Origin of the sequence: Tahibacter aquaticus, from assembly GCF_004363655.1 — a bacterium.
GTDB lineage: Bacteria > Pseudomonadota > Gammaproteobacteria > Xanthomonadales > Rhodanobacteraceae > Tahibacter > Tahibacter aquaticus.
On the sequence record NZ_SNZH01000023.1, the window covers coordinates 1 to 23,578 of the forward strand.

General features: G+C 66.6%; 25 protein-coding genes. 15 read left to right on the plus strand and 10 right to left on the minus strand.

The window, feature by feature from the left end:
- The 4 genes from DFR29_RS26205 to DFR29_RS26220 form a co-directional block, all read left to right on the plus strand.
- Window positions 1-162, plus strand: a 162-nt coding sequence (locus tag DFR29_RS26205; RefSeq protein ID WP_133819445.1) for a transposase domain-containing protein, incomplete at its 5' end; no start/stop codon positions are given.
- 20 nt (window positions 163-182) lie between these two features.
- Complete coding sequence (locus DFR29_RS26210; protein ID WP_133821612.1) at window positions 183-692, plus strand: hypothetical protein; 510 nt, start codon at window positions 183-185, stop codon at window positions 690-692.
- Window positions 693-722: 30 nt separating this feature from the next.
- On the plus strand, window positions 723-1,184 hold the full coding sequence (locus DFR29_RS30595) for an Arc family DNA-binding protein (RefSeq protein ID WP_133821613.1): 462 nt from the start codon (window positions 723-725) through the stop codon (window positions 1,182-1,184).
- Between the two features lie 702 nt (window positions 1,185-1,886).
- Window positions 1,887-2,555, plus strand: coding sequence for a hypothetical protein (locus DFR29_RS26220; RefSeq protein WP_133821614.1), 669 nt, complete (start codon window positions 1,887-1,889; stop codon window positions 2,553-2,555).
- Between the two features lie 100 nt (window positions 2,556-2,655).
- On the opposite strand, the gene DFR29_RS26225 is transcribed toward DFR29_RS26220, so the two are convergent.
- Together DFR29_RS26225 and DFR29_RS26230 are read right to left on the minus strand one after the other, a co-directional pair.
- Window positions 2,656-3,126 carry a hypothetical protein gene (locus DFR29_RS26225; RefSeq protein WP_133821615.1) on the minus strand — a complete coding sequence of 157 codons (471 nt, stop codon included), beginning with the start codon at window positions 3,124-3,126 and terminating at the stop codon, window positions 2,656-2,658.
- A gap of 245 nt (window positions 3,127-3,371) precedes the next feature.
- Entirely contained in the window at window positions 3,372-3,578 is a 207-nt protein-coding gene (locus DFR29_RS26230; RefSeq protein WP_243746189.1) for a LysR substrate-binding domain-containing protein, read from the minus strand.
- 22 nt (window positions 3,579-3,600) lie between these two features.
- Between DFR29_RS26230 and DFR29_RS26235 the strand changes: the two genes are divergently transcribed.
- Window positions 3,601-3,888, plus strand: a complete 288-nt coding sequence (locus DFR29_RS26235) for an aldo/keto reductase (RefSeq protein ID WP_425598893.1) — start codon at window positions 3,601-3,603, stop codon at window positions 3,886-3,888.
- Window positions 3,889-3,952: 64 nt separating this feature from the next.
- Here the strand turns inward: DFR29_RS26235 and DFR29_RS26240 are convergent, their stop codons facing one another.
- Together DFR29_RS26240 and DFR29_RS26245 are read right to left on the minus strand one after the other, a co-directional pair.
- Complete coding sequence (locus tag DFR29_RS26240) at window positions 3,953-4,639, minus strand: hypothetical protein (RefSeq protein ID WP_133821616.1); 687 nt, start codon at window positions 4,637-4,639, stop codon at window positions 3,953-3,955.
- 312 nt (window positions 4,640-4,951) lie between these two features.
- Window positions 4,952-6,118 carry an MFS transporter gene (locus DFR29_RS26245; protein WP_133821617.1) on the minus strand — a complete coding sequence of 389 codons (1,167 nt, stop codon included), beginning with the start codon at window positions 6,116-6,118 and terminating at the stop codon, window positions 4,952-4,954.
- Between the two features lie 104 nt (window positions 6,119-6,222).
- Here DFR29_RS26245 and DFR29_RS26250 point away from each other — a divergent pair, with 104 nt between their 5' ends.
- From DFR29_RS26250 to DFR29_RS26265, 4 genes are all read left to right on the plus strand, one after another.
- Complete coding sequence (locus tag DFR29_RS26250; protein WP_133821618.1) at window positions 6,223-7,140, plus strand: LysR substrate-binding domain-containing protein; 918 nt, start codon at window positions 6,223-6,225, stop codon at window positions 7,138-7,140.
- Between the two features lie 363 nt (window positions 7,141-7,503).
- Entirely contained in the window at window positions 7,504-9,555 is a 2,052-nt protein-coding gene (locus tag DFR29_RS26255) for a ferritin-like domain-containing protein (protein WP_166654351.1), read from the plus strand.
- Window positions 9,548-10,549: an MNIO family bufferin maturase gene (gene bufB / locus DFR29_RS26260; RefSeq protein WP_208113741.1), complete on the plus strand. Its 1,002-nt coding sequence runs from the start codon at window positions 9,548-9,550 to the stop codon at window positions 10,547-10,549. Before DFR29_RS26255 ends, bufB begins: the two co-directional genes overlap by 8 nt.
- Window positions 10,546-11,379, plus strand: a complete 834-nt coding sequence (locus tag DFR29_RS26265) for an HvfC/BufC N-terminal domain-containing protein (RefSeq protein WP_133821620.1) — start codon at window positions 10,546-10,548, stop codon at window positions 11,377-11,379. Before bufB ends, DFR29_RS26265 begins: the two co-directional genes overlap by 4 nt.
- A 277-nt stretch (window positions 11,380-11,656) precedes the next feature.
- Here the strand turns inward: DFR29_RS26265 and DFR29_RS26270 are convergent, their stop codons facing one another.
- On the minus strand, window positions 11,657-12,106 hold the full coding sequence (locus DFR29_RS26270; RefSeq protein WP_133821621.1) for a hypothetical protein: 450 nt from the start codon (window positions 12,104-12,106) through the stop codon (window positions 11,657-11,659).
- Window positions 12,103-12,522 (minus strand): DUF3224 domain-containing protein, encoded by a 420-nt coding sequence (locus tag DFR29_RS26275; RefSeq protein WP_133821622.1) that lies wholly within the window; start codon window positions 12,520-12,522, stop codon window positions 12,103-12,105. Before DFR29_RS26275 ends, DFR29_RS26270 begins: the two co-directional genes overlap by 4 nt.
- A 209-nt stretch (window positions 12,523-12,731) precedes the next feature.
- Between DFR29_RS26275 and DFR29_RS26280 the strand changes: the two genes are divergently transcribed.
- A complete protein-coding gene (locus DFR29_RS26280; RefSeq protein WP_133821623.1) occupies window positions 12,732-13,553 on the plus strand; it encodes a helix-turn-helix domain-containing protein in 822 nt (273 codons plus the stop codon).
- Window positions 13,554-13,643: 90 nt separating this feature from the next.
- Here the strand turns inward: DFR29_RS26280 and DFR29_RS26285 are convergent, their stop codons facing one another.
- Complete coding sequence (locus DFR29_RS26285) at window positions 13,644-16,040, minus strand: TonB-dependent receptor (RefSeq protein WP_133821624.1); 2,397 nt, start codon at window positions 16,038-16,040, stop codon at window positions 13,644-13,646.
- A 246-nt stretch (window positions 16,041-16,286) separates the two neighbouring features.
- On the minus strand, window positions 16,287-17,672 hold the full coding sequence (locus DFR29_RS26290; RefSeq protein ID WP_166654352.1) for an aminotransferase-like domain-containing protein: 1,386 nt from the start codon (window positions 17,670-17,672) through the stop codon (window positions 16,287-16,289).
- A 95-nt stretch (window positions 17,673-17,767) separates the two neighbouring features.
- On the opposite strand from DFR29_RS26290, the gene DFR29_RS26295 reads away from it, so the two are divergent.
- The 3 genes from DFR29_RS26295 (at window position 17,768) to DFR29_RS26305 (ending at window position 21,111) form a co-directional block, all read left to right on the plus strand.
- Window positions 17,768-18,376, plus strand: coding sequence for a LysE family translocator (locus DFR29_RS26295; protein WP_166654353.1), 609 nt, complete (start codon window positions 17,768-17,770; stop codon window positions 18,374-18,376).
- 160 nt (window positions 18,377-18,536) lie between these two features.
- A complete protein-coding gene (locus DFR29_RS26300) occupies window positions 18,537-19,871 on the plus strand; it encodes a S41 family peptidase (protein WP_133821627.1) in 1,335 nt (444 codons plus the stop codon).
- A gap of 181 nt (window positions 19,872-20,052) precedes the next feature.
- The gene (locus tag DFR29_RS26305) at window positions 20,053-21,111 is read left to right on the plus strand and encodes a DUF5694 domain-containing protein (RefSeq protein ID WP_425598895.1); all 1,059 of its coding nucleotides are present in this window, start codon (window positions 20,053-20,055) and stop codon (window positions 21,109-21,111) included.
- A 1-nt stretch (window position 21,112) separates the two neighbouring features.
- Here DFR29_RS26305 and DFR29_RS26310 read toward each other — a convergent pair whose 3' ends face one another.
- Window positions 21,113-21,355 (minus strand): hypothetical protein, encoded by a 243-nt coding sequence (locus tag DFR29_RS26310; RefSeq protein WP_133821629.1) that lies wholly within the window; start codon window positions 21,353-21,355, stop codon window positions 21,113-21,115.
- On the opposite strand from DFR29_RS26310, the gene DFR29_RS26315 reads away from it, so the two are divergent.
- Window positions 21,354-21,767: a hypothetical protein gene (locus tag DFR29_RS26315; RefSeq protein ID WP_133821630.1), complete on the plus strand. Its 414-nt coding sequence runs from the start codon at window positions 21,354-21,356 to the stop codon at window positions 21,765-21,767. The genes DFR29_RS26310 and DFR29_RS26315 overlap by 2 nt on opposite strands.
- A 469-nt stretch (window positions 21,768-22,236) precedes the next feature.
- Window positions 22,237-22,782, plus strand: coding sequence for a hypothetical protein (locus tag DFR29_RS26320; RefSeq protein ID WP_133821631.1), 546 nt, complete (start codon window positions 22,237-22,239; stop codon window positions 22,780-22,782).
- 141 nt (window positions 22,783-22,923) lie between these two features.
- Here the strand turns inward: DFR29_RS26320 and DFR29_RS26325 are convergent, their stop codons facing one another.
- Entirely contained in the window at window positions 22,924-23,394 is a 471-nt protein-coding gene (locus DFR29_RS26325) for a DUF4440 domain-containing protein (protein ID WP_133821632.1), read from the minus strand.
- Between the last annotated feature and the right edge of the window lie 184 nt (window positions 23,395-23,578).

Consider the following 23,578-nt stretch of genomic DNA (forward strand, 5'->3'; position numbering starts at 1 on the left):
TCCAAAGCCGCCGGCGAGCGTGCCGCCGCGATCATGAGCCTGATCGCCACCGCCAGGCAGAACGGCTATGAGCCTTACGCGTACCTCAAAGATGTATTGACCCGCCTGCCGACACATCCTGATCGCCGCATCGCCGAACTGCTGCCGCATCGCTGGCGCTGACTATCGCGGCTGGTGGGGCTGTGGAGAAGGTGGTTGTGCCGGACGCTTACACTCGCATCGCGCGGGTTCGCCGCCATCTGCGAGCCGACGTCGTAGAGTTCCGCCGATACCAGCTCGCCGATCTGGTGGGCCGCCTGCAGATGGCAGATGACTTCTGTCATCAGGTCTTCGATGCCCGCATCCGGGTCGACAACATGGTTGAGCCCCAGCAGCGCCACGCGGTCGACTTTGGTCGCTACGGTCGCGCCTCTTGCAGCAGCGCTGACGGGCTTGCCGTCCAGGTAGTCATTGTCGATGCGGCGCTGCATTGCGCGTCGCCCGGTGGACTGACGGGAATTCTCGGCGGGAGGCGTTGCGGCTTTCTTGCTCGCTGGCTTCGTGGCTTTCGTCGAGCGACTGCGAGTGGCGCTGGCTTCCATTTCAATTCTCCTGTCTTCATGGGCTGCATTGCGCTGCATGACAAGGGCCAGAGAGACAAGATCTGCCCAGTGGGCATAAAAATATATGCCCACTGGCTATCATGTCAATGAATGCGTGTTGGCCGATAGACTCCGGCCACTATGCCAAAGGCAAAAGATCCAAATCGCGATTCGCCAGCGTATCCCAGCAGGGATCTCAACAAGTTCATGCTGCGCCTGCCTGACGGCATGCGTGAACGCATCGCCAAGATCGCCGAAACGGCTGGCAGATCCATGAACGCCGAAATCGTCCACCGCCTTGAGCAGAGCCTGCAAGGCACTGCACCCGGCGACGCCCCCTCGCCGACCCTGCTGCACTGGCTTTTCCTGCGTGCCCAACGCATCGACGTACAGACCGAACTCGATCAGCTGAAGCAGCGCCCGGCCTCTACCGCAACAGACGTGGACATCGGCAAAGCCAGCGAACGGCTGCTGGCAGTACGGCGGCTGATGGGCGAGCTGGAAACCAGTCCTGCGTTTGCGCAGGCGTTCGAGTCGGCAGCCGAATCGGGGCGGGAGGCCCGCGAATCCCCTCGCGCCGCCACGCGCAAGAAAGCACGCTGAACCCGTGGTGTTCCGGTTAGGAGCATCATTGTTGCATCGTGGCTAAACGCCCTAACCGTGGTTGTTGTTCCCTCTATGGCGCCAGTGGATTGCGGCGGCGGCGCTGACCTAAGCCAACTGCAGGCTGCCGCGCCAGCCAACGAGGGCTGCACAGGCCAGTCTCCACGGGTGCGCATGTGGTCGCCCGCCATCGTCACACCGGCCCTCGCCGGCGCCCGGCAAGGCCTGGCTGCTGGCTGGCAAGGGAACCAAACCCCCTTGCCGCTACCGCCCTGCGCAGCACCGGCGCCCCTGCCCTGCCACGCCACCACGGCGCCTGCGTTCCATCGATTTCCAGACGGAGCGCGGCATTTTCTCTCCGGAACGCGACGGCCGCGTGGCGTTCGGTAAAAATTGCCTTCCGTAGAGCCACCGTCACCTTCCGCTCGGTAATTTTTACCGTCCGGAGAGTGACGGCCACTTTCCCGAGGCTCACCGTCGGTCTCCATTCGGTAAAAATTACCGAACGGAGACCGGCAATGGCTCTCTGGAGCATGACGTTTGCGCTCCGTTGACCCATTTTTGCTCAACGGAACGGGAAAATCGGGCAATGCGCACGAATGGGGGGCTGGAGCGTTCCGGACCTTCCTGGTCTCGGGCAATCGCAGGTCTCGCCCTGCTGACAGACGGTCTGTTGGTCGCGTCTGCTGACTGGAGTTCGCCATGTTCACGGTTTCACCGATCAAGCCCTGGTTTGCCTCCCCCGATTGGGGCGAGGCAGTCGAAACGGATTTCCGCGCGCGGTTGAAGCGCTCGCGCAAAAAGCGCGACTACCTGCGGGCCAAGGCTGGCGCATTGGCGCCTCGATGGCCACACGCCGCGCTGGGCTTGCTGGCTGAGTACCAGGCCATTGCGGGGGGCGATGCATTTGCCTCGCTGGCGCCGTACTACGAAGGCGTGGCGTACCGGGCGCTGGGCGACTGGGAGCGCGCAATCGACTGCTGGGCTCGGGCGCTCGCGATGGAATACGCGCCGGACGCCGCCCTGGTCAAGAGCCCGGCGCGCCTGGACTACGTGTATTGGGTGGGCGCACTGGGCCTGGCCAGCCGCTTCGATCACGCACTGTCGCTGATCGGCCTGCCCGGCGAATTTCCAGTGTTTCCATCGGAGGTATTTCGCGAGACGGCCGGCGCGGCGCTGATGCTGCAGGCCCGTGGACAGCGAGCGATGGCCAAGGACTTGGCACGGCAGGCGCTGGTGGCGGCCGCAGCAAAGACGTCCGGCTTTTATCATCACCCTGCGCTGGGACTGGTCAGTGGCGACCACGCCGACGTCTGCGCGCGCCTGGCGCAACTGGCCGCCGAAGACGCCCCGCCTCAGCCACTGGGCTGAAAATTTCCCGCACGGTCGACACGCAGAAAAAGCCCCGCGTCGCGGGGCTTTTTTTCGGGTGAGGGCTGCGGCAATGGCTACGACGGCAGCCGCACAGTCGTCAGCTCTTCGGCTCTTCCGGCTTGACCTTGCGCCGCTTGGCAAAGCGTCCGGACAGGCCACGGTGCAGTTCTTCCAGGCCGCTGCCGGTGCCAGAGACGCGGATCAGGGCATAGCCTTCGCGCTGTACGGCATCGAGGTCGCTGCCCAGCACCATCAAGGTGTCGCTGCCGCGCTTGCGCAACTGGTTGAGGCGCGCCAGGCGCGGACGCAAGGCGTCGAGCGCGGCCAGGTCGGCCTTGGCTTCCTGCAGGTCGAGGGCGGGCGGAACAATCTGCGGATTTTGTTCGAGGATGACCAGGGTTTCGCGGCAATACCATTCGGAGCGTGCGCCCATCTTGTTCAGGGTTCGCACTTCGCTGGGCTGCAGCGATACCAGGCCAATCAGTTTTTCTTCGAGTGCGTTGAGCGCCGCGTCGATGGCGGCGAGGTCTTCGGGCGTGAAGCGGAGCGAGATCAGGTTCTGACTCATGCAGTGCATTTCCTAGGCAATTGCAATGAAAAGGCCATACGGCCGCTAACGTTCACCAGCGTAGGCAGGGCGCCACGGGGCGGCGCGGCGCTGGTCAACGAGCACATTTTTCATTGCGCCGGCATTTTCAGCCTCTGCAAAAAATAACTTTAGAAAAATTTTAGCGGTGCTTCAGACGTTTTCTGCCGTTCGCCACCGGGAAGCAGAACCCCGCCGCGCCACCGCACGCCGCGCCCGTAGCCATGTCAGCCGGGCACCTGCGCTTTGACAAAATCCACGAACGCCCGCGACGGCGCCGGCAGCCGCCGCCGCCCCGGGTAGTACAGGAACGGGCCGGAAAACGGCTGCCACCCGTCTTCGAGCAGGGCCTGCAGCGCGCCGCTGTCCAGATGCGGGCGCAGCCCGTCTTCGAACAAATACACAATGCCGACACCGGCCAGCGCGGCTTCCACGGCAAGATCCGCGGCGGCGAAGATGCATCGTGGCGGCCGGCGTTTTCGCGCGACGAACGGCATCGGCTATGTGCCGTTCTTTCCGCGGGGTGGGTTCACGCCGCTGCAGTCGTCGACGCCGAGCGACACGGCGCAGCGGCTGGGCGCAACGCCGCTGCAGGTCGCGCTGGCCTGGCTGCTGCACCGCGCGCCGAATGTCCTGCTGATTCCGGGCACGTCATCGCTGCAGCATCTGCAGGAATACCTGGCCGCCGCCGGACTGACGCTGTCGGTGGAAACGCTGGCGCAGCGGGGCGCGAGCGCGGGTTGAGCGCATCGGCGCCGCGGCCGCGCTGGCGGCCGGCGGCGCCGGTATATCGGGTCAGGTCACCGCATCAATCGACCGAGAAGCTCTGCAGGCTGACCGGTACCAGATTGCAGCCGGTGCCGGTGATGTTCAGGTCGAAGGTGCCGGTGGCGGCGTTGAAGCCGTCGATGATGACGAAATACTGCGTGCCCGCCACCGCGTTGAAGGTGACCGTCTCGGTGGTATTGGAAGCGCCGTCGTCGTCCATGGTGATGCACTGCGGGTCGGCCAGGGTCGGCAGCGCGGTACAGGCCGCGCCGGGCGCTGCCAGTACGTACAGGGCCAAGTCCCAGTTGGTGCCGGTCGGGTCGGCAGAGACCGTCACGGAACAGTTCTGGTCGGTCACTACGCCATAGGCCACGTCCAGCGAGGCGCCGGTGCCGGCGAACAAGGTCTGTCCGACGCCGCAGGTCGTGGCGATGTCGTAGTTGTTGGTGGCGCCTAACGTGGTCGAGGAAATGGTGAAGGGGTTGACCGGTGCCGGCGACGCCGGCGTGCACACGTCGCCTTCGACCGGGCCATTGGGCACCGGCCAGGTGGAACTGATGGCGGAATACTGCGCCGCCAGGGCCTGGTCCAGCGCGCTGCGTACCGCCGGCGTCGCCGTCGGGTACTGCGCCTTGTAGCCATCGAGGTTGACGGGGTTCTGCGCCAGCGCGGCAGCGCCAGGCAACAGCACGAGCGTTGCCGCCAGGGCCAGGTTCTTCACGATCATGGAAAAGTCTCCGCTGAGCTAGCAGCAGAACCCGCGCCGGTACAGCGAGCCGTGGTCACTGCCGATGAAATGGATTTTTGGAAAAGGATGGCCGCCCCTCTCTCCCAGAGGCGAGGTCTTACGTTCCATTAACCATACGCCATAGTCAAGTTGCGGACTCAGCAGGCGGCCGCCGGGACGCGCTCGCAAGGCTGGGGCACCCGGCGGTAACCTGCGGCGGCCTTCAGTTCAGGCTGAGCGGGCACCCGCCTCTGCCGCAACATCCGCTTGCCGGATCGGCGGCGGCAAAACGCAGGGCCGGCGACATCGTGCCTAGGCAGCCGATGCCAGCGACCGCGAACGCGGCTCGCGCAGCGCCAGCACCAGGGCCAGGCCACAGGCGGCCATCGCCGCCCCGGCCAGCGCCACGGCAGGAAAGCCGAGACCGGTGCCGATCACCACCCCGCCCACTACCGCACCCACGGCATTGCCCAGGTTGAACGCGCCGATGTTCATGGCCGAGGCCAGGTTGGGCGCATCGGCCGCCGCGGCCATCACGCGCATCTGCAGCGGCGGCACGACGGCGAAGCTGGTCACGCCCCAGAGGAAGATCAGCAGCGCGGCAGGCACGGGCCAGCGCATGCCCACGGAGAACAGCAGCAGCAACAGCACCGTGCCGGCCAGGGTGACGATCAGCGTGCCGTCGATGGAGCGGTCGCCGTAGCGCCCGCCCAGCCAGTTGCCCGCGGTCAGGCCCAGCCCGTAGACCACCAGCATTGCGGCAACGAAACCTGTCGAGGCCTGCGTCTGCTGCAGCAGGATGGGCGCGAAGTACGTGAACACGGTGAACATCGCGCTGGAGGCGATCACGGTCATGGCCAGGGCCAGCAGTACCGGGCCGCGCCGCAGCACGCGCAGTTCGGCGCGCAGGTCGCTGCGTGCGTCGGCGGCGACAGCGGGCAGGGCCAGGCGCAGCGCGAGCATGGCCAGCACGCCCAGCCCGGCGATGGCACCGAATACACTGCGCCAGCCGAACTGTTCCGCCGCCCAGGCCGCCAGCGGCACACCGCCGACGGTGGCGATGGTCAGGCCCATGAACATGGCGGCGACCGCGCCGGCGCGCTTGTCCTCGGCCACCAGCCGCGCGGCGACGACCGCGCCGACGCCGAAGAAGGCGCCATGGTTGAGCGACGTGATCACCCGCGCGACCAGCAGGGTGAGGTAGTCCGTCGACAGCGCGGCAAGCAGGTTGCCGGCGGTGAAGATGGCCATGAGGACGATCAGCAAGGTGCGGCGCGGCACGCGCGCGGTGGTCAGGGTCATCAGCGGCGCGCCGATCAGCACGCCGAAGGCGTAGGCGCTGACCAGCAGCCCGGCAGTCGGTATGGAAATGCCCAGGTCGCTGGCGACGGCCGGCAGCATGCCCATGGGCGCGAATTCGGTGACGCCGATGCCGAAGGCGCCGACGGCCAGTGCCAGGATGGCGGTATTGAGTTTCATGTGCGTTCCCTGTTGAATCCGCGGCAAAGATAAAGGCAAGCCCCAACCCGCAGTAGTCGGCAATCCGGGCAAGCACCTTTGCGTTGAAATCACAGGTGAGGAAAATGCGCGTAGACCGGGCCAGCGAGATGGAAGCCTTCGATGCGGTCGTGCGCAGCGGCAGCCTGTCGGCGGCGGGACGCGCGCTGGGCCTGACGCCGTCGGCGCTGAGCCGCATCCTGTCGCGCATCGAACAGCGCCTTGGCGTGCGCCTGCTGATCCGCACCACGCGGGCGCTGACGCTGACGCCGGAGGGCAAGGCCTATCACCTGGCGGCGCAGCGCATCCTGGCCGACCTGGACGAATCGGAAGGCGCCATCGCCTACCAGGCCGCACCGCGCGGCCGGCTGCGGGTCAGTGTGGGGCCGGCCTACGGGCGGCTGGTGATCGTGCCGCTGCTGGCCGAGTTCGTGGCGCGCTATCCGGAGATCCTGGTCGACATCAGCCTGAGCGATGCCCTGGTCGACATACTGGCCGGGCAGACCGACGTGGCCATCCGTTTCGGCCCGCTGGCCGACAGCCCGCTGACCGCGCGCCGCCTGGGCAGCAACGGCCGCACCATCGTCGCCTCGCCAGCCTACCTGGCCCGCGCCGGCACGCCGCAGGTGCCGCAGGACCTGGCCCGGCACAATTGCCTCAATTTCAATTTCCGCCGCGCCGAACCGAGCTGGCCGTTCCGCCAGGACGGCCGCGACTATGTGCTCGACGTCAGCGGCAACATCGAGGCGAACAACGGCGAGACGCTGGCGCAGCTGGCCTTGCAGGGCAGCGGCATTGCGCGCCTGGGCAGCTTCCATGTCGATGCCGAGGTGGCGGCGGGAAACCTGGTTGCCTTGCTGGAAAAGTACAATCCCGGCGATACGGAAAATGTACACGCGCTGTTCGTCGGCGGCGCCAGCACGCCGCGGCGGGTGCGCGTGTTTGTCGATTTCCTGCTGCAGCGGCTGGCGCCACCGGACGGGCCGGCCCCTATCGCCGGCTGAGGGCCGCGGACGCGTTCCCGCAGCCTGCAGACAGCGCTGCCACCACGCGCCGGTGCAGCCGGCAATGACCGGGAAAAAGCCGTCTGCAAGCCGTATTCCTGTTCTCTCCAAGCGCAATCCCAGGCACCCGCCTATCACCCTCGGCGACGGAATTCCGGCGCTTGTAAGCCTCGCGGGAAAGTTGATATTTTGCCCGCGGCATGGCGCGCCAATGCGCCTGCGGGCCGCCTGTCAGGGGATGGCGGGGCACCGGTCATGTACACACGTCGATTCGTCGACATGTGCAATTCCCGCGCTGCGCACGCAGGGCGCATCGCCGCACGATCGCATCCACCAGCCCGTTGTATCAGCCAAAGGATCGCCATGACCGACAGCCACAAGCACAGCGACCCGGTGCGGCCGCTTTCGCCCGCCGAGATCAAGCTGGTCGAGCATATCGACCGCAGCTGGACCCGCGAACGCGCCCTGGCCGAGCTGAAGGAACACCTGCAGATCGCCATCGAGGTGGAACTCGCCACCATTCCGATCTATCTCTACACCTATTACTCGATCGACCGCACGCCGGCTTCGTTTCCCGACTCGGCGCTGTCGCGCTTCGCCGACCAGGCCGGCGCGGTGATCATGAGCGTCGCGGTGGAAGAGATGCTGCACATGTCGCTTTCTTCCAATGTACTTTTCTCGCTGGGCGTGCAGCCGCAGCTCTACCTGCGCTCGCCGGCACCCTACCCGACCAACCTGCCGGGTCACCAGAAGCTCGGCCCCGATGCCAGGCCGCTGGCCCTGCCGCTGGCACCGTTCTCGCTGCAGCAGCTGTGGCAGTTCCTCGAGATCGAATACCCCGCCGCGTCCGACGCACCACCGCAGGGCGGCGCCTGGACGACCATCGGCCAGATCTATTCCTACGTGCGCTGCATCATCAGTTGCCGGCACATCACCGACGCGGATTTTCACCAGGGCGCCAGGCTGCGCCAGATCCAGTCGACCAACTATTCGCCGAACAATATCGACACGGTGTTTCCCGGCGGCAGCTTCGACAAGACCTGTCCGGTACCGGCGCCGGTGGCCGGCTCGGCCGCGACGGTCGCCGTATACCCCAGCCGCGGCGACAGCCATGCCGGCCGCGCCCAGCTGATCACCATCGATTCGCGCGAGACCGCGCTGCAGGCGATCCAGACCATCGACGCCCAGGGCGAGGGCTTCGGCACCAGCAAGTTCGACGATCCGTCGAAACAGGAAGAATCGCACTACTACAAATTCCTGAGCCTGCAGTCGCAGCTCGCCGGCTATGACGCGCAGCACGAGCACCTGCCGAAACACCCCAAGCCACCGGCGCCGGCAGCGCGGCAGTTCACGCCCGAGGAACTCGCCCAGGTGGTGTTCGACTTTCCCGACAACCCGGTAGCCTCGGCCTATCCGGCCGGCCGGCGCGAGCTGGCCAACGTGGTGAGCGGGCTGTACCAGTACATGCTGATCCTGACCGAGACCATCTTCCTGCAGGAGCCGGCCCGGCAGAAGCTGTACTTCAACCAGGCCCTGCACCGCTCGATGATCTGGATACTCGACAAGGTCATCCGCACCATGCGCGGTGTGTTCCTGCAGCAGAGCAGCAGCGTCACCGGCAACCCGCGCCTCGCGCCGACCTTCGAGAACCTTGACCTGGGGCCGCGCGACCAGGCCTTCGCCACGCTGGTGACGATGTGCAGCGAGCTGGATGCGCGCTACGGCAACGAACCCTGGTACAGCCAGGATCTGAAGTACTACGTCGACATGGTGCCCAGCCTGCCCGACGTCAGCGCGTTCTGGGCCGCACCGGCGCAGCCGGGCTGCGATGTATCGAAGTACACAGGTGTACCGAAATTCCCGGCCAGCCCGCCGGCGACGGTGGGCGACAACGAAGTGCGTCACGCCTGCATGGGCCTGAACCACTGCGCCGGCCAGGGCCGCACGCGCGACAACGCCTGCGCCGGCCAGGGCTACTGCTCTACCGCGCTGGAATACAACTACGCCCAGCCCGCTTCGCCGACCGTTTCGGACCATACCTGCCACGTCAAGAACGCCTGCGCCGGCCAGGGCGGCTGCGGCCTGTACGGCACCGGCGAGGAGCAGAACGACCCGGGCCACAACCAGTGCGCCACGCTGGGCTCCTGCGCCACGCCGATCAATGCCGAGCGCTTCAGCACCGACGGCCCGAATCGCGGCAAGGGTGTCTGGCTCAGGGCGCGCGAAGTCTTTACGCAAAAGACCTGGCCGTCGCTGCGGCACCAGCAGCCGAAACTGCCGGCCCAGCCGCCTGCGGTGCCGCATGCGCAACTGTTCCAGTACGGCCCGACCATCGAGTGGATTCAGGACTACAGCGGCGAAGGCATGACTGCCTGCGGCTCCAGCGGCATGAGCGGCGCCGGCAGCTGTGCCTGAGGCCACCGCAGCGAGCGGCGACAAGGCGGCAACGGCACAGCAGAACAAAGGGACAAGGCCACAAAGCGCACTCGGCCTGGGCGTGGGACTGCGCAACACGCATTTCGACCATATCCTGGCCGAGCAGCCGGCGGTGGACTGGTTCGAGGCCATCTCGGAGAACTTCATGGACTCCGGCGGCCGGCCGCGCGCGGTGCTGCGCCAGATCGCGCAGCGCTACCCCCTGGTGCTGCACGGCGTATCGCTGTCGATAGGCAGCACCGATCCGCTGGACCGCGGCTACGTGCAGCGCCTGCGCCGCCTGGCCGACGAAGTGGATGCACGCTGGGTCAGCGACCACCTGTGCTGGACCGGCGTACTGGGCATCAACAGCCACGACCTGCTGCCGCTGCCGCTCAACGCAGAAGTGCTGGCCCATGTGACGTCGCGCGTACACGCCGTGCAGGAATGGCTAGGCCGGCCACTGGTGCTGGAAAACCCCAGCACCTATCTGCGCTTTCGCGACTCGACCCTGGGCGAACCGGATTTCCTGCGCGCACTGTGCGAAGCGACCGGCTGCCAGCTGCTGCTCGACGTCAATAACGTTTTTGTCAGCTGCTACAACGCCGGCACCGATGCCCAGGCCTACCTCGATGCGTTTCCGTTCGAGCGCGTGGTGCAGCTGCACCTGGCCGGACACCAGCACTGCGGCACGCATATCGTCGACACGCACGACCGCGCGGTCAGCGAGCCGGTGTGGCAACTGTTCCGCTGCGCCTGGCAGCGCAGCGGCGGCGCTGCGACCCTGCTGGAATGGGACGGCAACGTGCCTGCGTTTCCGCAGCTGCATGCGGAAGTGCTGCGGGCACGCCAGTTCATGCACGATGCCAGCCCCGCGCACGCGACGGCAGCAGCCCTGGCTGCAACACCGGCGGCTGTGGACGAGGGGCTGTCGACACCCGTCGATTTTCTCGTTCCCGACGTGATGCAGCGCAGCCGGCTCCAGCCCGCATGAGCGCGGCCCCGACGCTGCCGGCCTTGCAGCAGCGCCTGCTGCAGGCGCTGATCGCCCCCGCGCCGGCCGACCGCGCCAGCGCCGCCGACTGGATACAGCCCGGTGCGCGTATCGACGCCGCCGCCTGCCTCGATATCTACCGCCGCAGCTACGTGCTGCGCCTGCGCCGCTGCCTGGCCGAGCAGTTTCCCGCCACGCGCCACGCCCTGGGCGCGGCGCTGTTCGACGACTTTGCTGATACCTATCTGCGCGACTGCCCCTCGGACAGCACGACGCTGTACCAGCTCGGCCGCCGCTATGCCGACTGGCTGGAACGCAACCGGCCCGACCGCGACAGCCCTGCCGACGAACGCGAGGACTGGATCGATTTCCTGGTCGACCTGGCGCGCTACGAACGTGAACTCTTCCACTTGTTCGACGCACCGGGCGCCGAAGACCAGCCCTGGCCCGACGCATCAGCCGATGACAGCGAACTGGTGCTGCAGCCCTGCCTGACACTGGCGCAGTACCGCTATCCCGTCGCCGGGTATTACCACGAGGTGCGCGCCGGCCGCGATCCGGCGTTTCCGCCGCGGTCGGATTGCTGGGTCGTGGTACTGCGCCGCGACTACGACACGACGACGTTTCCGGTCAGCGAGCTGCACTTTCGCTTTCTCAGCCTGGTGCAGCAGCAGGCATCGATCGACGCTGCGCTGCAGGAGATCTCTGCCTGGACGGGGCGGACGCTGGATGCGGTAAGGCAATCGTGGCGGGCGGATGTCAGGCGGGCCTGGGTGGAAGCGGGCTTTTTCCTGAGACGCACTACCGGCGTACACGACAAGCAGCGATAGGACGCAAGGGCATTTCCGATCTGGCTAAGCCAGGACAGGCGTTTGCGCCTGGGCGCGGCATAGGGCGGCGCAGGCCGCAGCGGACCGCTCGGCGAACCTGGTCTGCGCTGCGACTACTGGCCTGTAATGGACAAATCGGTAGTGAGATCGCGAAGGACTGGCCGTGCAGGACGCCGCTGCGGAGCGAGGCGAACAGCCCCTGCTATTGGCCGGGTCAGCAGCACGTCCTGCGCGGCCAGGACGAGTGAGCGGCTATCGATTTTTCCGTTGGCAGCCACTACCTACCGCGCTTGCGCCCCAGCTCGTCGTCCCAGCGCTCGATGCGCCTGACGGCAAACGCCGCAAACGCTGTGTTGTGATTGGTCGCCAGCCGCGCGAGCGCTTGCTTCGCTTCGGCCGTACCGATATCCGCAAGCGCCCATGTGCATTTGCGCACCAGCGCCAAGCCGCCGTCGTAGTGCAGCGCGGTGTGATCCGAGAGGGCCAAGTGCTCCAATACTGCAACCGCCAGTGGTGGACGAAGCTGCTGAAGTGCATGTACCACATCCTCATGCCGCGTATGCCAAGTTGCGTTCGCAGCGGCGATGAGGGGTTCGACCAGAGACTCGTGCAAACCTGTACTGAAGGCGCGAACGAGCGCGTCATCGAACGCGCCGCCATCCATCGACTCGATGGCCGCCGTGATTTCGCGCAACGCATCGCGTTGTTCGGTGGAGAGCGGCGTCAAGGTGCACCGGCCTGGTGCATGCCAGTGTCGAACCCGAACTCGAATTCATAGAAGTGTTTACCGCCTTCCTTGATCACAATCTTCATCACCCCGCCAAGCCCCTCCAGCTCGCCGGTGCCCGAATCGGGCACCACCTGCAAGGTCAATGTGTTCACGCCGCGCGTCGCCAGGCCGTAGTGCTGCAGGTAGAACGTACCGCTGCGCCCCTGCAAGCTGCCGCTGACTTTTTCCAGGGCGACATAGCCGCCCGATCGGTTGTCCGCCGTGCGCACGCCCAGCATCTGGCCGCGGCTGGTCGCTTCCAGCTCGCCATGGAAAGCCTTGTCCAGCAGCAGCCGGGCGATGCCCGAGGGATCGTCCTTGTCTTCCTGTGGAACCAGCTTGACGTCGAAAGGCCCGCTGATGGGTGTGCTCATGCTGTTCTCCTTCGATGGGGTACCGGGCGCTGCGGCATGGGCCGCAAACAACGTGGCGCCGGTGAGGGCGGCAGCCAGCCATCTGCGCAAGACCAGTTTCCGCGAGGCATTGTCCACGGCAGGCTCCTGTTGAATGATTGCGCCGTCATTCAACCGGAACTGCTGCCCGCGATGATTGTAAAAACGCGACGCCTGTCTGTCGCCCGCCCATGCTGAGACCGGCGCCCAGCGCCGCGCGCGGCATTCTGCGCCGGCAATTCGACACGTCGCCGATGCACCACGGCCGCTATCTGCCGGATGCCGCGCTGGCTGCTTATGTCGAACACTACTGGTGCGTCAGCTGGGATCTGCGCGGACAGCCGCCGCGCCTGCAGGAAACCCTGCCGCATCCGAACGTACATCTCGTCGCCGATGCGGCGGGCAGTGGCATCTTCGGCGTGCATACGCGCCGCTTCGCCACCGAGCTGGCCGGGCAAGGCCGCGTCTTCGGCATCAAGTTCCGGCCCGGCGGTTTCCGCCCCTTCCTGCGTGGGCCGGTGGCGTCGCTGGCCAACCGGTCGACGCCCATCGCCGCGGTGTTCGGCGCCGACGGCGAGGCATACCAGCACGACGTGATCGCCTGTGCCGATGTGGAGCAGTGCGTGGCATTCGCCGCCCAACTGCTGGCCGCCCACCTGCCAGCGCCCGATCCGACGGTCGAGCGCGTCGCCGGCATCGTGGCGCGCGTGGTGGCCGACCGCCGCATCAACACCGCCGAGGAACTGGCACAGAACAGCGGTCTGGGCCTGCGCGCGCTGCAGCGCCTGTTCAACGACTATGTCGGCGCCAGCCCGAAATGGGTGATCAACCGCTATCGCCTGCACGAGGCCATCGAACGCCTGGCCGCCGGCACCACGGTGGACTGGGCCGACCTGGCGCTGGCCCTGGGCTATTACGACCAGGCGCATTTCAACCGCGATTTCCGCAAGCTCGTGGGACGCTCGCCGGGTGAGTTCTGCCGCGACGAGCAGGTCGGCGAGGGCAAGAAATAGCATCCGCACGAACGTGCGCCATCGCGGATCGCAGGCGGGAAACGGCGGGCGCCAGGAAAACGCGCCCGCACAATGTGCAGAACTATTTTTTTACCAGGTGTAATTGAGCGACACGCCAATGATCCGCGGCTCGTTGTAGACCGCCGCCATGTAGTTCTCGATCGCGCCCTTGAGGTTCTTCTCGTTGGTGATATTGCGGCCGAACAGCGCGACTTCGTAGGCGCCGTAGCCACCGCTGTATCCCAGCTTCAGGCCGCCTTCGACATTGCCGTTGGCATTGAATTCCACCGAGTCGTACAGCACGAAGCTGGTGCGCCCCTGCTTGTTCCAGTCGGTCGCTATGAAGAACGTGCCGCTGTCGCTGAGCGGAATGTCATAGCGCGCGGCCAGGTTGACGGTGTACTTGGGCGCGTTCGGCAGCGGGTTGCCGTCGATCTGGGCGAAGGTGTTCGCGCCGATGCGGAGGGTCGGGTCGTTGACCGTGCAGACCACCACGCCGTTGAGCGCGCAGACCTGCGCATACACGCGCTTGTCCTGGATTTCGCTCTTGAGCAGGCTCAGGCCCGCACTCAGCGCGAGGTTCGGTAGCGGGCGCCAGTCCAGGTCGGCTTCGAGGCCGTGGGCCTTGGCCTTGTCGGCATTGAACAGCACACCGTTGCCGTTGGAGTCGTTACCGTTGAGCTGGATGTCATCGACGCTATAGGCGAAGCCGGCGACGTTAAGGCGCAGGCGATTGTCGAGCAGGCTGGTCTTGATGCCCGCTTCCCAGGACAGGATGGTTTCGGAATCGGCCGTGGTGAAATCGGCATTGAATACCGCGGAACGGCCCTGGATGGTCGGCCCGCGGAAACCGCGCGCCACGCGCGCATACAAGCCCATTTCCGGACTGACGCTATACATGGCGCTCAGATCCCAGCTCGGCGTGCGGTCGGACAGGCTGACGTCGCGACGGCCGGTATAGGTCACGACGCCAGCCGCGGTATCGGCAGTCTTGAGCAGGCGCGTGCGCTTGCGGTCGTCGGTTTCGCGCACGCCGGCGGTCAAGGTCAGCGCGTCGCTGACCTGGTAGCTGAGCTGGCCGAACAGTGCCCAGGAGGTATTGCTGTTGCGCAGGCGCACCCAGTTGTTCGGATTGTTCGCCGGCGGCGTGAGAAACCAGGCGCGCTGGTAGAAATCGGTGGTGTCGCGGCCGTTGAAATAGAACGCGCCGGCCTGCCACTGCAGCGCAGTGTCGTTTTCGCTGGCGAGGCGAAACTCCTGCGTGTACTGGTCGAGATCGCGTACCTGCCCCATCGACTGGCCGTAGCCGTTGGGCAGGCCATTGACCGGGAAGTTCGCCGCGGCGCCGCCGTCGGTATCGCCGCGGCTATAGCCCGCGGTGCTCTCGTACGCGCTGATCGAGGTCAGCGAGATGCCGCCGAAGTTGTAGATCGCCTTGAGCGAGCCGCCGTGGGTCTTGTAGGCCTGCGGATTGTTGTTTGCCTCGTCGTAGGCCACTTCGTCGCGCGGCACGTCGACGCGGTTCGATCCCTTCACGATGGCGTTGCGCAGAAACAGCGTCGAGGTACCGTCGTAGTCGCGCGCATGGCCTGAAGCGAGCAGCGAGAAATTTTCCGACGGCTGCAGCAGCAGTTGCAGGCGCACATTGCGGTCGTCATAGCCGCCCATGGCATCGTCCTGCGGCGTGGCCGTGCCGTCGGCGCTGGGGCCACGGTAGCGATTGCTGACCCAGTCGTCGCGATGCTGGTACAGCGCCGACACGCGGAACGACGCGATGTCGCTGAGCGGACCGCCGACACCGCCGTCGAAGGAGAAAGAGCCGTAGCTGCCATAGCTCAGCTGGGCGCGGCCGGAATGTTCCTGGCCCGGCTTGATGCTGTCGAACTTGACGATGCCGGCCGTGGTATTGCGGCCGAACAGCGAGCCTTGCGGACCGCGCAGCACTTCCACCTGGTCGAGGTCGTAGACCGGGTTCGATTTCAGCACCACGTGTTCGAGCACGACGTCGTCCTGGATGATCGACACCGGCTGCGACGCGCCGAGATAGAAATCGATATTGCCCAGGCCGCGGATATAGAAGCGCGGGAAGATGCGGCCGGTCGTCGTTTCCGCGTACAGCGCCGGCACCCGGCCAGCCAGCGCCAGCAGGGTGTCGTCGCCGCCGGCGGTGTAGTCGCGCATCGCATCGCCCTGCACCACGCCGACCGAGACGGGCACTTCCTGCAGGTTTTCTTCGCGCCGCTCGGCGGTGACGGTCACGGTTTCCAGCGACGGGGTTGCGCCACTGGCCGAACCGCGCTGCGTCTGCGCATCGGCGACGGCCTCGGCTTCCGCGCTTTCCGCCGCCGACACGGCAACGGCCGCGGAGGCCAGCAACAGACTGGCCAAGGCCCGCACCAGCGCACGCCGGCGCGGCAGCGCAATCGAGGGGAAAGCGTGGTCGGCGCGACGCGGCGGCGCAGGGCGAAATGCAGGAAACAAAGACATCGAGGGCAATCCTTTCGTAGTGCGCAGGGCGCGATGCGGTCCGGCGTGCAGTGCACTGACGGCATCGTGGCGGAACGTTCCGCACCGCGGCACGCTAGGGGAAACGTATTGCAGCGCAGTTGCACAAGCGCGCCGATGCGGGGCAATTGCGCCGCAGCCGCCGCGCGCTGTGCACCGGCGCCAGGGCAGTCGGACATTCCGTTCCGTCGCGGGCACGAGGCCGCAGGGCAGCAGCAGGAGCAGCGCTCAGTCGTGCGCCAGTTGCCGCGCGGCAGCGAACAGTTCGCGCAGCGCCGCATCGGCCGCCGTAGTGACGTTGTAGCGCATGAAGCGGCTGGCACGCTGCGTGGGCGAGAACAGGCTGCCGGGTGCCAGCAGCAGGCCGCGTTCGCGGCCGCGCAGTGCAAGCTCGTTGGTATCGCAGGCCATGTCGACCCAGGCGAACAGGCCGTGCGCGGGACGGCCGTAGACGGCGAAACCTTCGCGCTCCAGCAGCCGGAGCGCCTTGCGCCGCTGCAGGTCCAGCCGTTCGCGCAAGGCCGCGACATGCCGCCCGTAGCGGCCGTTGGCCAGCAGCTTGTGCAGCGCGCGCTCGTTGACTTCGGGCGTGGTGTAGCCGGTCAGCACCTTGGTATCGGCGAACGTGCGCGCCAGGTTTTCGCTGCAGGCGAGGTAGCCGACGCGCAGATTCGCAGCAAGGGTTTTCGAATAGCCGCCCGCGTAGATCACACGTTGCAGCCCATCGTACGCGGCGAGCCGGGGTAGCAGCGGATCGCACAGGTCGGCGTAGACGTCGTCCTCGATCACGTGAAAATCGTACCTTGCTGCAATCTGCACAATGCGCGCAACCGCGGCGGCATCGAGGGCAAGGCCGGTCGGGTTCTGCACGACGCTGTTGATCAGCAGCAGGCGCGGCCGCGTTTCCCTGGCAATGGCGTCGAGCGCAGCCAGGTCGGGGCCGCCGGCGGCATACGGCACGCCGATCACGCGCGCACCGCGCAGCGCGAGCATGCCAAGTGCACCGAACCACGACGGGTCGAGCACGAGTACCGTGTCGCCGGGCATGACCAGGGTCTGCAGGACCAGGTGTATCGCATGCGTGATGCCGGTCGTCAGTACGATCTGCTCGGCATGCGCGGCGATGCCGAACGCAGCCAGCCGCCGCGCCAGCACTTCGCGCAGCGGCGCATAACCCTGCGCCGTACCGCCTTCGAGCAGGCGCCCCGGGCCTTCGCGGCCGATCGCACGCAGGGTGGCGCCGAGGGCATCGCCATCGAGCCAGGCCGCCGGCAGCACGCCCAGACCCGGGCCGCTCGCCGCGCGCCCGCTGTCGAGCATCTGCTGCATCAGCCATTTGAGGTCGACCTGCGCCGATGCCCGCGCCAGGTTCGGCACAGGCGCGGCCACTTCGCAGACGTAGTAGCCGGCACCGCGCCGCGCCGCGATCAGCCCGGCTGCGGCCATGCGCTCGTAGGCTTCGGCCGCCGTGAACGGCGAAACCGCCAGCGTGCGCGCCAGCGCGCGAATCGACGGCACGCGCGCACCGCCGGGAAATACGCGTCGGTCGATGCGTGCGCGCAGCCATTCGATGCAGGCGTCGACGCGGGATGAGGCGTGCGGGGCAGTGTCCATGCGGCTCGACTGTACTGACCGGTTCGACCGGAAGTGTATCGGTACTGTACTGCCGCCGCGGCGTAGGCTGGAAGCCTGATCCTCTGGAGCCTGCGATGATTGCCGAACTGTCCGCCTTCGCGGTGCTGGCATTCGTCAGCTGCATTACGCCAGGGCCGAACAACGCGCTGGCCGCAGCAACCGGTGCGCGCTTCGGCGCAGCCGCCGGTATCGCGCTCGCCTGCGGCGTCACGGTCGGCTGTACTGGCCTGGTGCTGCTGTCGGCGCTGGGCGTTGCCGGCGCGATCGCGACAACGCCGTGGCTGTCGCGCGTACTCGCGCTGGCCTCGGCCGGCTATCTGGCCTGGCTGACCTGGCGGCTGCTGCGCAGCGACGCCGGCCCGCGGCGCGACGCCGCACAGCCGCCGCGTTTCTTCGAAGCCGTTGCGCTGCAGCTGGTCAACCCGAAAGGCTGGGCAATGGCACTGGCCGGCACCGCGCTGGTGCTTGCGCCGCCCGACGCGCGCGCGCTGCGGCTGTTTGCGATGTGTGTGCTCGAAGCGGCGATCTGTTTTGCCAGCGTCATGGCCTGGCTGGCGCTGGGCGCGCGGCTGCAGCGCTGGCTGGCCGATGCGCGCCGGCGCCGCGCATTCAATGCGGCGATGGCGCTGGGCCTTGCCGGCTGCGCCGTGGCGACACTCGCCGCCGCATTCGCAGCGCATTGAACAGCCGCCGCAACGGGCAACCGCAGTGCTGCTGCCGTGCGCCCGGCTGCCGCAACGCCGCCGCCGGCAGATGACCGCTCTCTCGCCGCCAGCGGACGGAAAAAATCTCGAACTGCTTTCCCACCGATCCAGTGTTTCCACCGCCCGCCAGGAACTACCGATGCGCAACTTTACCGCTCTGCTTTTCTGCCTCGGCCTCGCGCTGACAGCGCATGCCGATGACGCGCTGCGCACCGCGCAGCTCGCCGATCTTGCTGTCGTGCGCGACGACTACCTGCCCAAGGAACTTGCCTATACAGCCGCCACGCGCGCGCTTGCGCAGGCAAAACTGGGCGAACTCGAAGCCCGCGCCGGCAGCCTGTCGCCGGCCGAACTGCTGGTCGGCCTCGCCCAGGTCGGCGCGCTGACCGACAACGCCCACAGCGGCCTGCGCTATCGCGATCCGCGCGCCCTGCCGGCCGCGCGCCTGCCGCTACGCCTGCTCTGGTTTCCCGATGCACTGATCGTTGCGCGCGCCACGGGCGACGCGGCCGACCTGGCCGGCGCGCGCGTGCTCGCCGTCGAAGGACTGGCACCGGCAGCGCTGTACCAGCGCACCCGGTCGCTGCAGGGCGGCAGCGAGATCAATCGCCGCAAATACCTGCCGGGGCTGATCGAATCGCTGGGCGTGCTGCAGGCCATCGGCGTGGCGAAGGACGCCGACCGCATTGCGCTGAAGCTCAGGCTCGCCTCGGGCAGGGTCGTCGAGCGTGTAGTGGCGATGGTCGCCAACGACGCGGTAGCGCCAACCGCCGAGGACGAACGCCTGTGGCTGCCGCAGCCAGTAACCCATGAGGCAAAGTGGACAACGGCCATTAGCAACGATGCGCTGCCCATCTACCTGGCCGATGCAGGCGAGCCTTTCCGCACGGTGCCCCTGCCGGAAATCGATGCGCTGTATATCCAGTTCCGCTCCAACGAAGACGAACCCGGCCGTCCCATCGCCGAATTCACCGCCCGCGTCGAGGCGGAAATCGCCGCACAAAAGCCGCACAACCTGATTCTCGACCTGCGCTTCGACATCGGCGGCAACCTGCTCACGACGCTGCAGTTCATGCGCGCGCTGCCGGCCAAGGCCACCGGCCGCACTTATCTGCTGGTCGGCAACTACACCTATTCCGCCGGCATCGTCTCGGCCGCCGCGGTGAAGAAAGGCGGCGGCGAGCGTGTGACTGTCGTCGGCGAGGAACTCGGCGACCGCCTGGCCTTCTGGTCCGAGGGCGGCCGCGTGGCGCTGCCCAACTCGCATTTCGGGCTGCGCTATACCAACGGCACGTTCGATCTCAAGGACGGCTGCGCCGCGATACCGCAATGCCTGGACAAGCTGGTCGACGTGAACTTCGTCGCACTCGCCCCGCAGATCGCCGCACCGCTGACCAGCGTGGCCTACCTGGCCAAGCGCGATCCCGCGCTAGACGCGGTGCGCAAGGACATCGAACGCAAGCGCGACAAGTAGAGCGCCGCTTTCCGCAAGGCGGCGCGGCAGGGGCGAAGCGGTCACGGCGAGCACGGTGTTCGCACACGCTGCGCTGCCTTGCAGCCCCTCCCTGCCCGCGCAGGCGTCACCGCGCTTTAAACGCTAGACACCGCTTCTGCATCCCTAGCTCACTCCCATCGCTTCGGATCACGACATGTACTTGCGCTGCGCTGCCCTTGGCCTGTTCCTCGCCCTTTCCGCCTTCGGCGCACAGGCGCAAAAACCGCTGCCGCAACTCGACCGGAAAATGCCCGGGCCACGCACGCAAGTGCTGGTACTGGGCTCGGTGCATCTGTCGCAGATCGAAAGAACCATCACGCCGGAACTACTGCAGCCGCTGCTGGCCCGGCTCGCCGCGTTCAAGCCCGACATCATCACGGTCGAAAGCCTCGGCGGCGAGCAATGCGATCTGGTCGCGCGCCATCCCACAGTCTATCTGCCTGACAACCTGTCGCCGTATTGCGTCGATACCGCACCGGCCAAGGCCGCCACCGGCCTGGACGTGCCGGCGGCGATTGCCGAATTCCACCAGACGCTGAAAGACTGGCCGGCCCAACCCAGCGCGGTACAGCGCCGGCGTCTTGCCGCGGTATTTCTCGCCGCGGGCGAACACCCCTCGGCACTGGTGCAGTGGCTGCAATTGCCCGCCGGCGAGCGGCACGCGGGCGATGGTCTCGACGCGGTACTGGTAGCCCGGCTGGAAAAACTCGCCGCCAGCGCCAACGAGAGCTACAGCATCGGCGCGCGGCTGGCGGCACAGCTGGGACTGGCCCGCGTGTACCTGGCCGACGACCACACGGGCGACAATGTGCAGATCGGCGACACGGAAGCCTTTGGCAAGGCCATGCAGGCGGCCTGGGACGCCGCTGCCGACAACGTCAAGGCCAATCGCGCGCGGGAAGATGCCTTGGCCAAGGGCGACGACCTGCTCGCGCTGTACCGCTTCATCAACCGGCCCGACGTGCTGCGCAAGGCCATCGACAGCGACTTCGGCGCGGCCTTGCGCGATCCCTCGCCACAGCAGTACGGCCGCCTCTATGTCGCCGGCTGGGAGGCGCGCAACCTGCGCATGGTGGCCAGTATCCGCGTGGCCTTCGGCGAGCGGCCCGGTGCGCGCGTACTCGCCATCGTCGGCAGCTCGCACAAGCCCTGGTTCGACGGCCTGCTGGGGCAGATGCAGGGCGTGGATATCGTCGATGCCGAGAAACAATTAAAATAGTTCACTTCTGTCTCCAGGCCGGCGGCTCGCCGCCGCCGGCGCAAACCCGGCTGCCGTGATCATCTTCAGCATGCGAGGTTTCCCTGCTGCTCGCCAGGCGGGTTTCCGCACCGGCCCGCCGTTGCCGGAGTGCGATGCTGCAGCGCGGAATGGCGCCGGTTTGATCGGTGGCGGGAAACACGCTAAAAGCGACGGGCGTTCCGCTCTTCGCCACTCCAGGTCTTCGACTCAGGAGAATCGCCATGCCCAAGCTGCTGCGCAACGTGCTCGCCGTCCTCGCGGGCATCGTCGTCGGCGCCGTCGTCAACGGCGCGCTCATCACGCTCAGCCCGGCGCTGATTCCGCCACCTGCAGGTGTCGATGTCAGCAACGCCGAAAGCCTGGCCAAGGCCATGCCCCTGTTCGAGCCGCGGCATTTCATCATGCCGTTCCTGGCGCATGCGCTGGGCACCCTGGCCGGCGCGCTGGTGGCTTATCTGATCGCGGCCAGCCACAAGGCCAGATTCGCCTATGCGATCGGCGTGGCGTTTCTGTGCGGCGGCATTGCCGCGTGCTTCATGATTCCGGCGCCGGCGTGGTTCATGGCGCTGGATCTGCTGGTTGCCTATCTGCCGATGGCATGGCTGGGGATACAGATCGGCAAGCGCGTGAAATAGCAGCCTTCCTTTGCCGGCAGCGCGCTTGTCCACGCCGCACGGCCGGGCTGCGCCTGCGAAACGCGCGATACAAAGCGCTCGCTGCCTGAGCAGCGCAATTCGTCCCGGCGGCAGACAGGCAGCGTACCGCGAAAGCCACGGTCCGCAGCGAGCCGGCAAACCGCGCCGGGAGAATCGCCCCCGCTGCCGCACTTACTGAGTGCACGAACCTGTTCGGATGCAGCCGCGGCGGCACTGTCGACGGGCAGCCAGGTTGCGCGGGCATAGCGCGCATCGCAAGACGCGCCAGTCGTGTTTTAGCCCCCGTTTCTGCGGCGTTTCTGCGCAGCCAGGTCGACGTACGCGGCCGTAACGGCACTTCGCTGCTGCGCGGTCGGCAGTGCGCATCGCTCCTGCGCCCGATCAAACGCAGGCAGCGTGTCCTTGCAGGGATGCCGCGATAGTTCCCCGCCAACTGCCGGAGTATTCCATGTCGCTACAAGCCATCGCAGGAACCGCATTCCAGCGGCTCAATCCGAATCAGCCCACCGTATTCACCGCGGCGCAGACCGCTGCCCTGGAGTCGGCCAGGAAGGACGGAACCGCCACTCCAGCGCCCGGCTCGGCCGAAGCCAACGCAAAAAAAATCAACAACTCGCTGGAGTTGCTCAAGCGCTATATCCCGACCGAACTGCTGGCCATCTACCTGCCCGTGGTCGCCATCGTGTCAGAACAGTTCAAGCCCGATGCAAGCCTCTATCTTCTCTGGAACTACCTCGGTTTTCTGGCCGCCACTCCCATCGTCATCTATGCGCTGTATGTCGCGAACGCGGCCGAAGCAAAGGCACAGCTGGGCTGGCACAACCTTCCCGTCATCGAGCTGCTGCTCGGAACCGCAGCGTTCACCGTCTGGGGCGCAGCGGTACCCACCGTGTTCGAGGGCCAGCAGTGGCTGATCGGCATTTTCGCCCTGATCAGCAGCGTGGCATTGCCATTGGCCGAAACGCTGATGCGCAAGCTGTCCAGCACGGCGTGATCAAAACCGCTACTGACCACGTACCTGCCCGTGGCGCAGCCACGCTGCGGCTGCGCCATCGGCCACAGGCTTTCTGCGATCAGCCCGGTGTGGCCTCGCCGAACCGCGGGCAGCGTTGCCCGCGGCAGGCGTGCGCAGCGGTCAGGGCACGACGGACGAATGGTGGCTGGTGATCAGCCATTGCGTGCCGGCCCAGCGATAGCTGAAGGAATAGCGCGCCTTGACGTACTGGCCATCGAGATTAAATGTATACAAACCGGAATTGACAGCACTGTTGCAGCCGATCTCGATGAACTCCAGGTCGATTTCGGCGGAGGGATGGGCCCGCATGAGTTCCGTGAAATAGCCGATCTTCTCCTGCTGCGTGATGCGCACGGGGTAGGTTCGCGTCGGCAGCAGGATGGAGCGCGGCGCATAAATAGCCACGATGAGCTCTGCCACGCCACCGCGCAACGCCGTATTCCAGCGCACGAACTCCTCGTGGATTTCCGCTTCGCTCGTGGGCTTGCACGTTTCCTTGCGCGCGTGGGACCGGTCGCCGTGGGCCGGATTGGTGCTGCAGCCGGCGAGGAACAGGGCGAAGAAAAGCCAAACCAAGGACATCGTCTTCATGAAACGCTCCTGGGGCAGTGGACAAGGTGGGCCGCCGGCAGCGCGGGGCGACACCTGGCCACGCCGCGGGCGGCCGATGCAGTGCACGGCCGGCGCGAGATCCTGGCTTCCCCTGGCGACAGCGCCCCAAAGCTGCCGGGCGCAACTATGAGCGTAAAGTTTACAAAGCGCAAAAGAAATTTGC

Coding starts and splice junctions, on each gene's coding strand:
- DFR29_RS30595 (WP_133821613.1), top strand. CDS start 723: ATGCCAAAGGCAAAAGATCCAAATCGCGATTCGCCAGCGTATCCCAGC.
- DFR29_RS26220 (WP_133821614.1), top strand. CDS start 1,887: ATGTTCACGGTTTCACCGATCAAGCCCTGGTTTGCCTCCCCCGATTGG.
- DFR29_RS26225 (WP_133821615.1), bottom strand. CDS start 3,126: ATGAGTCAGAACCTGATCTCGCTCCGCTTCACGCCCGAAGACCTCGCC.
- DFR29_RS26235 (WP_425598893.1), top strand. CDS start 3,601: ATGCATCGTGGCGGCCGGCGTTTTCGCGCGACGAACGGCATCGGCTAT.
- DFR29_RS26240 (WP_133821616.1), bottom strand. CDS start 4,639: ATGATCGTGAAGAACCTGGCCCTGGCGGCAACGCTCGTGCTGTTGCCT.
- DFR29_RS26245 (WP_133821617.1), bottom strand. CDS start 6,118: ATGAAACTCAATACCGCCATCCTGGCACTGGCCGTCGGCGCCTTCGGC.
- DFR29_RS26250 (WP_133821618.1), top strand. CDS start 6,223: ATGCGCGTAGACCGGGCCAGCGAGATGGAAGCCTTCGATGCGGTCGTG.
- DFR29_RS26255 (WP_166654351.1), top strand. CDS start 7,504: ATGACCGACAGCCACAAGCACAGCGACCCGGTGCGGCCGCTTTCGCCC.
- DFR29_RS26265 (WP_133821620.1), top strand. CDS start 10,546: ATGAGCGCGGCCCCGACGCTGCCGGCCTTGCAGCAGCGCCTGCTGCAG.
- DFR29_RS26275 (WP_133821622.1), bottom strand. CDS start 12,522: ATGAGCACACCCATCAGCGGGCCTTTCGACGTCAAGCTGGTTCCACAG.
- DFR29_RS26280 (WP_133821623.1), top strand. CDS start 12,732: ATGCTGAGACCGGCGCCCAGCGCCGCGCGCGGCATTCTGCGCCGGCAA.
- DFR29_RS26285 (WP_133821624.1), bottom strand. CDS start 16,040: ATGTCTTTGTTTCCTGCATTTCGCCCTGCGCCGCCGCGTCGCGCCGAC.
- DFR29_RS26290 (WP_166654352.1), bottom strand. CDS start 17,672: ATGGACACTGCCCCGCACGCCTCATCCCGCGTCGACGCCTGCATCGAA.
- DFR29_RS26295 (WP_166654353.1), top strand. CDS start 17,768: ATGATTGCCGAACTGTCCGCCTTCGCGGTGCTGGCATTCGTCAGCTGC.
- DFR29_RS26300 (WP_133821627.1), top strand. CDS start 18,537: ATGCGCAACTTTACCGCTCTGCTTTTCTGCCTCGGCCTCGCGCTGACA.
- DFR29_RS26315 (WP_133821630.1), top strand. CDS start 21,354: ATGCCCAAGCTGCTGCGCAACGTGCTCGCCGTCCTCGCGGGCATCGTC.
- DFR29_RS26310 (WP_133821629.1), bottom strand. CDS start 21,355: ATGGCGATTCTCCTGAGTCGAAGACCTGGAGTGGCGAAGAGCGGAACG.
- DFR29_RS26320 (WP_133821631.1), top strand. CDS start 22,237: ATGTCGCTACAAGCCATCGCAGGAACCGCATTCCAGCGGCTCAATCCG.
- DFR29_RS26325 (WP_133821632.1), bottom strand. CDS start 23,394: ATGAAGACGATGTCCTTGGTTTGGCTTTTCTTCGCCCTGTTCCTCGCC.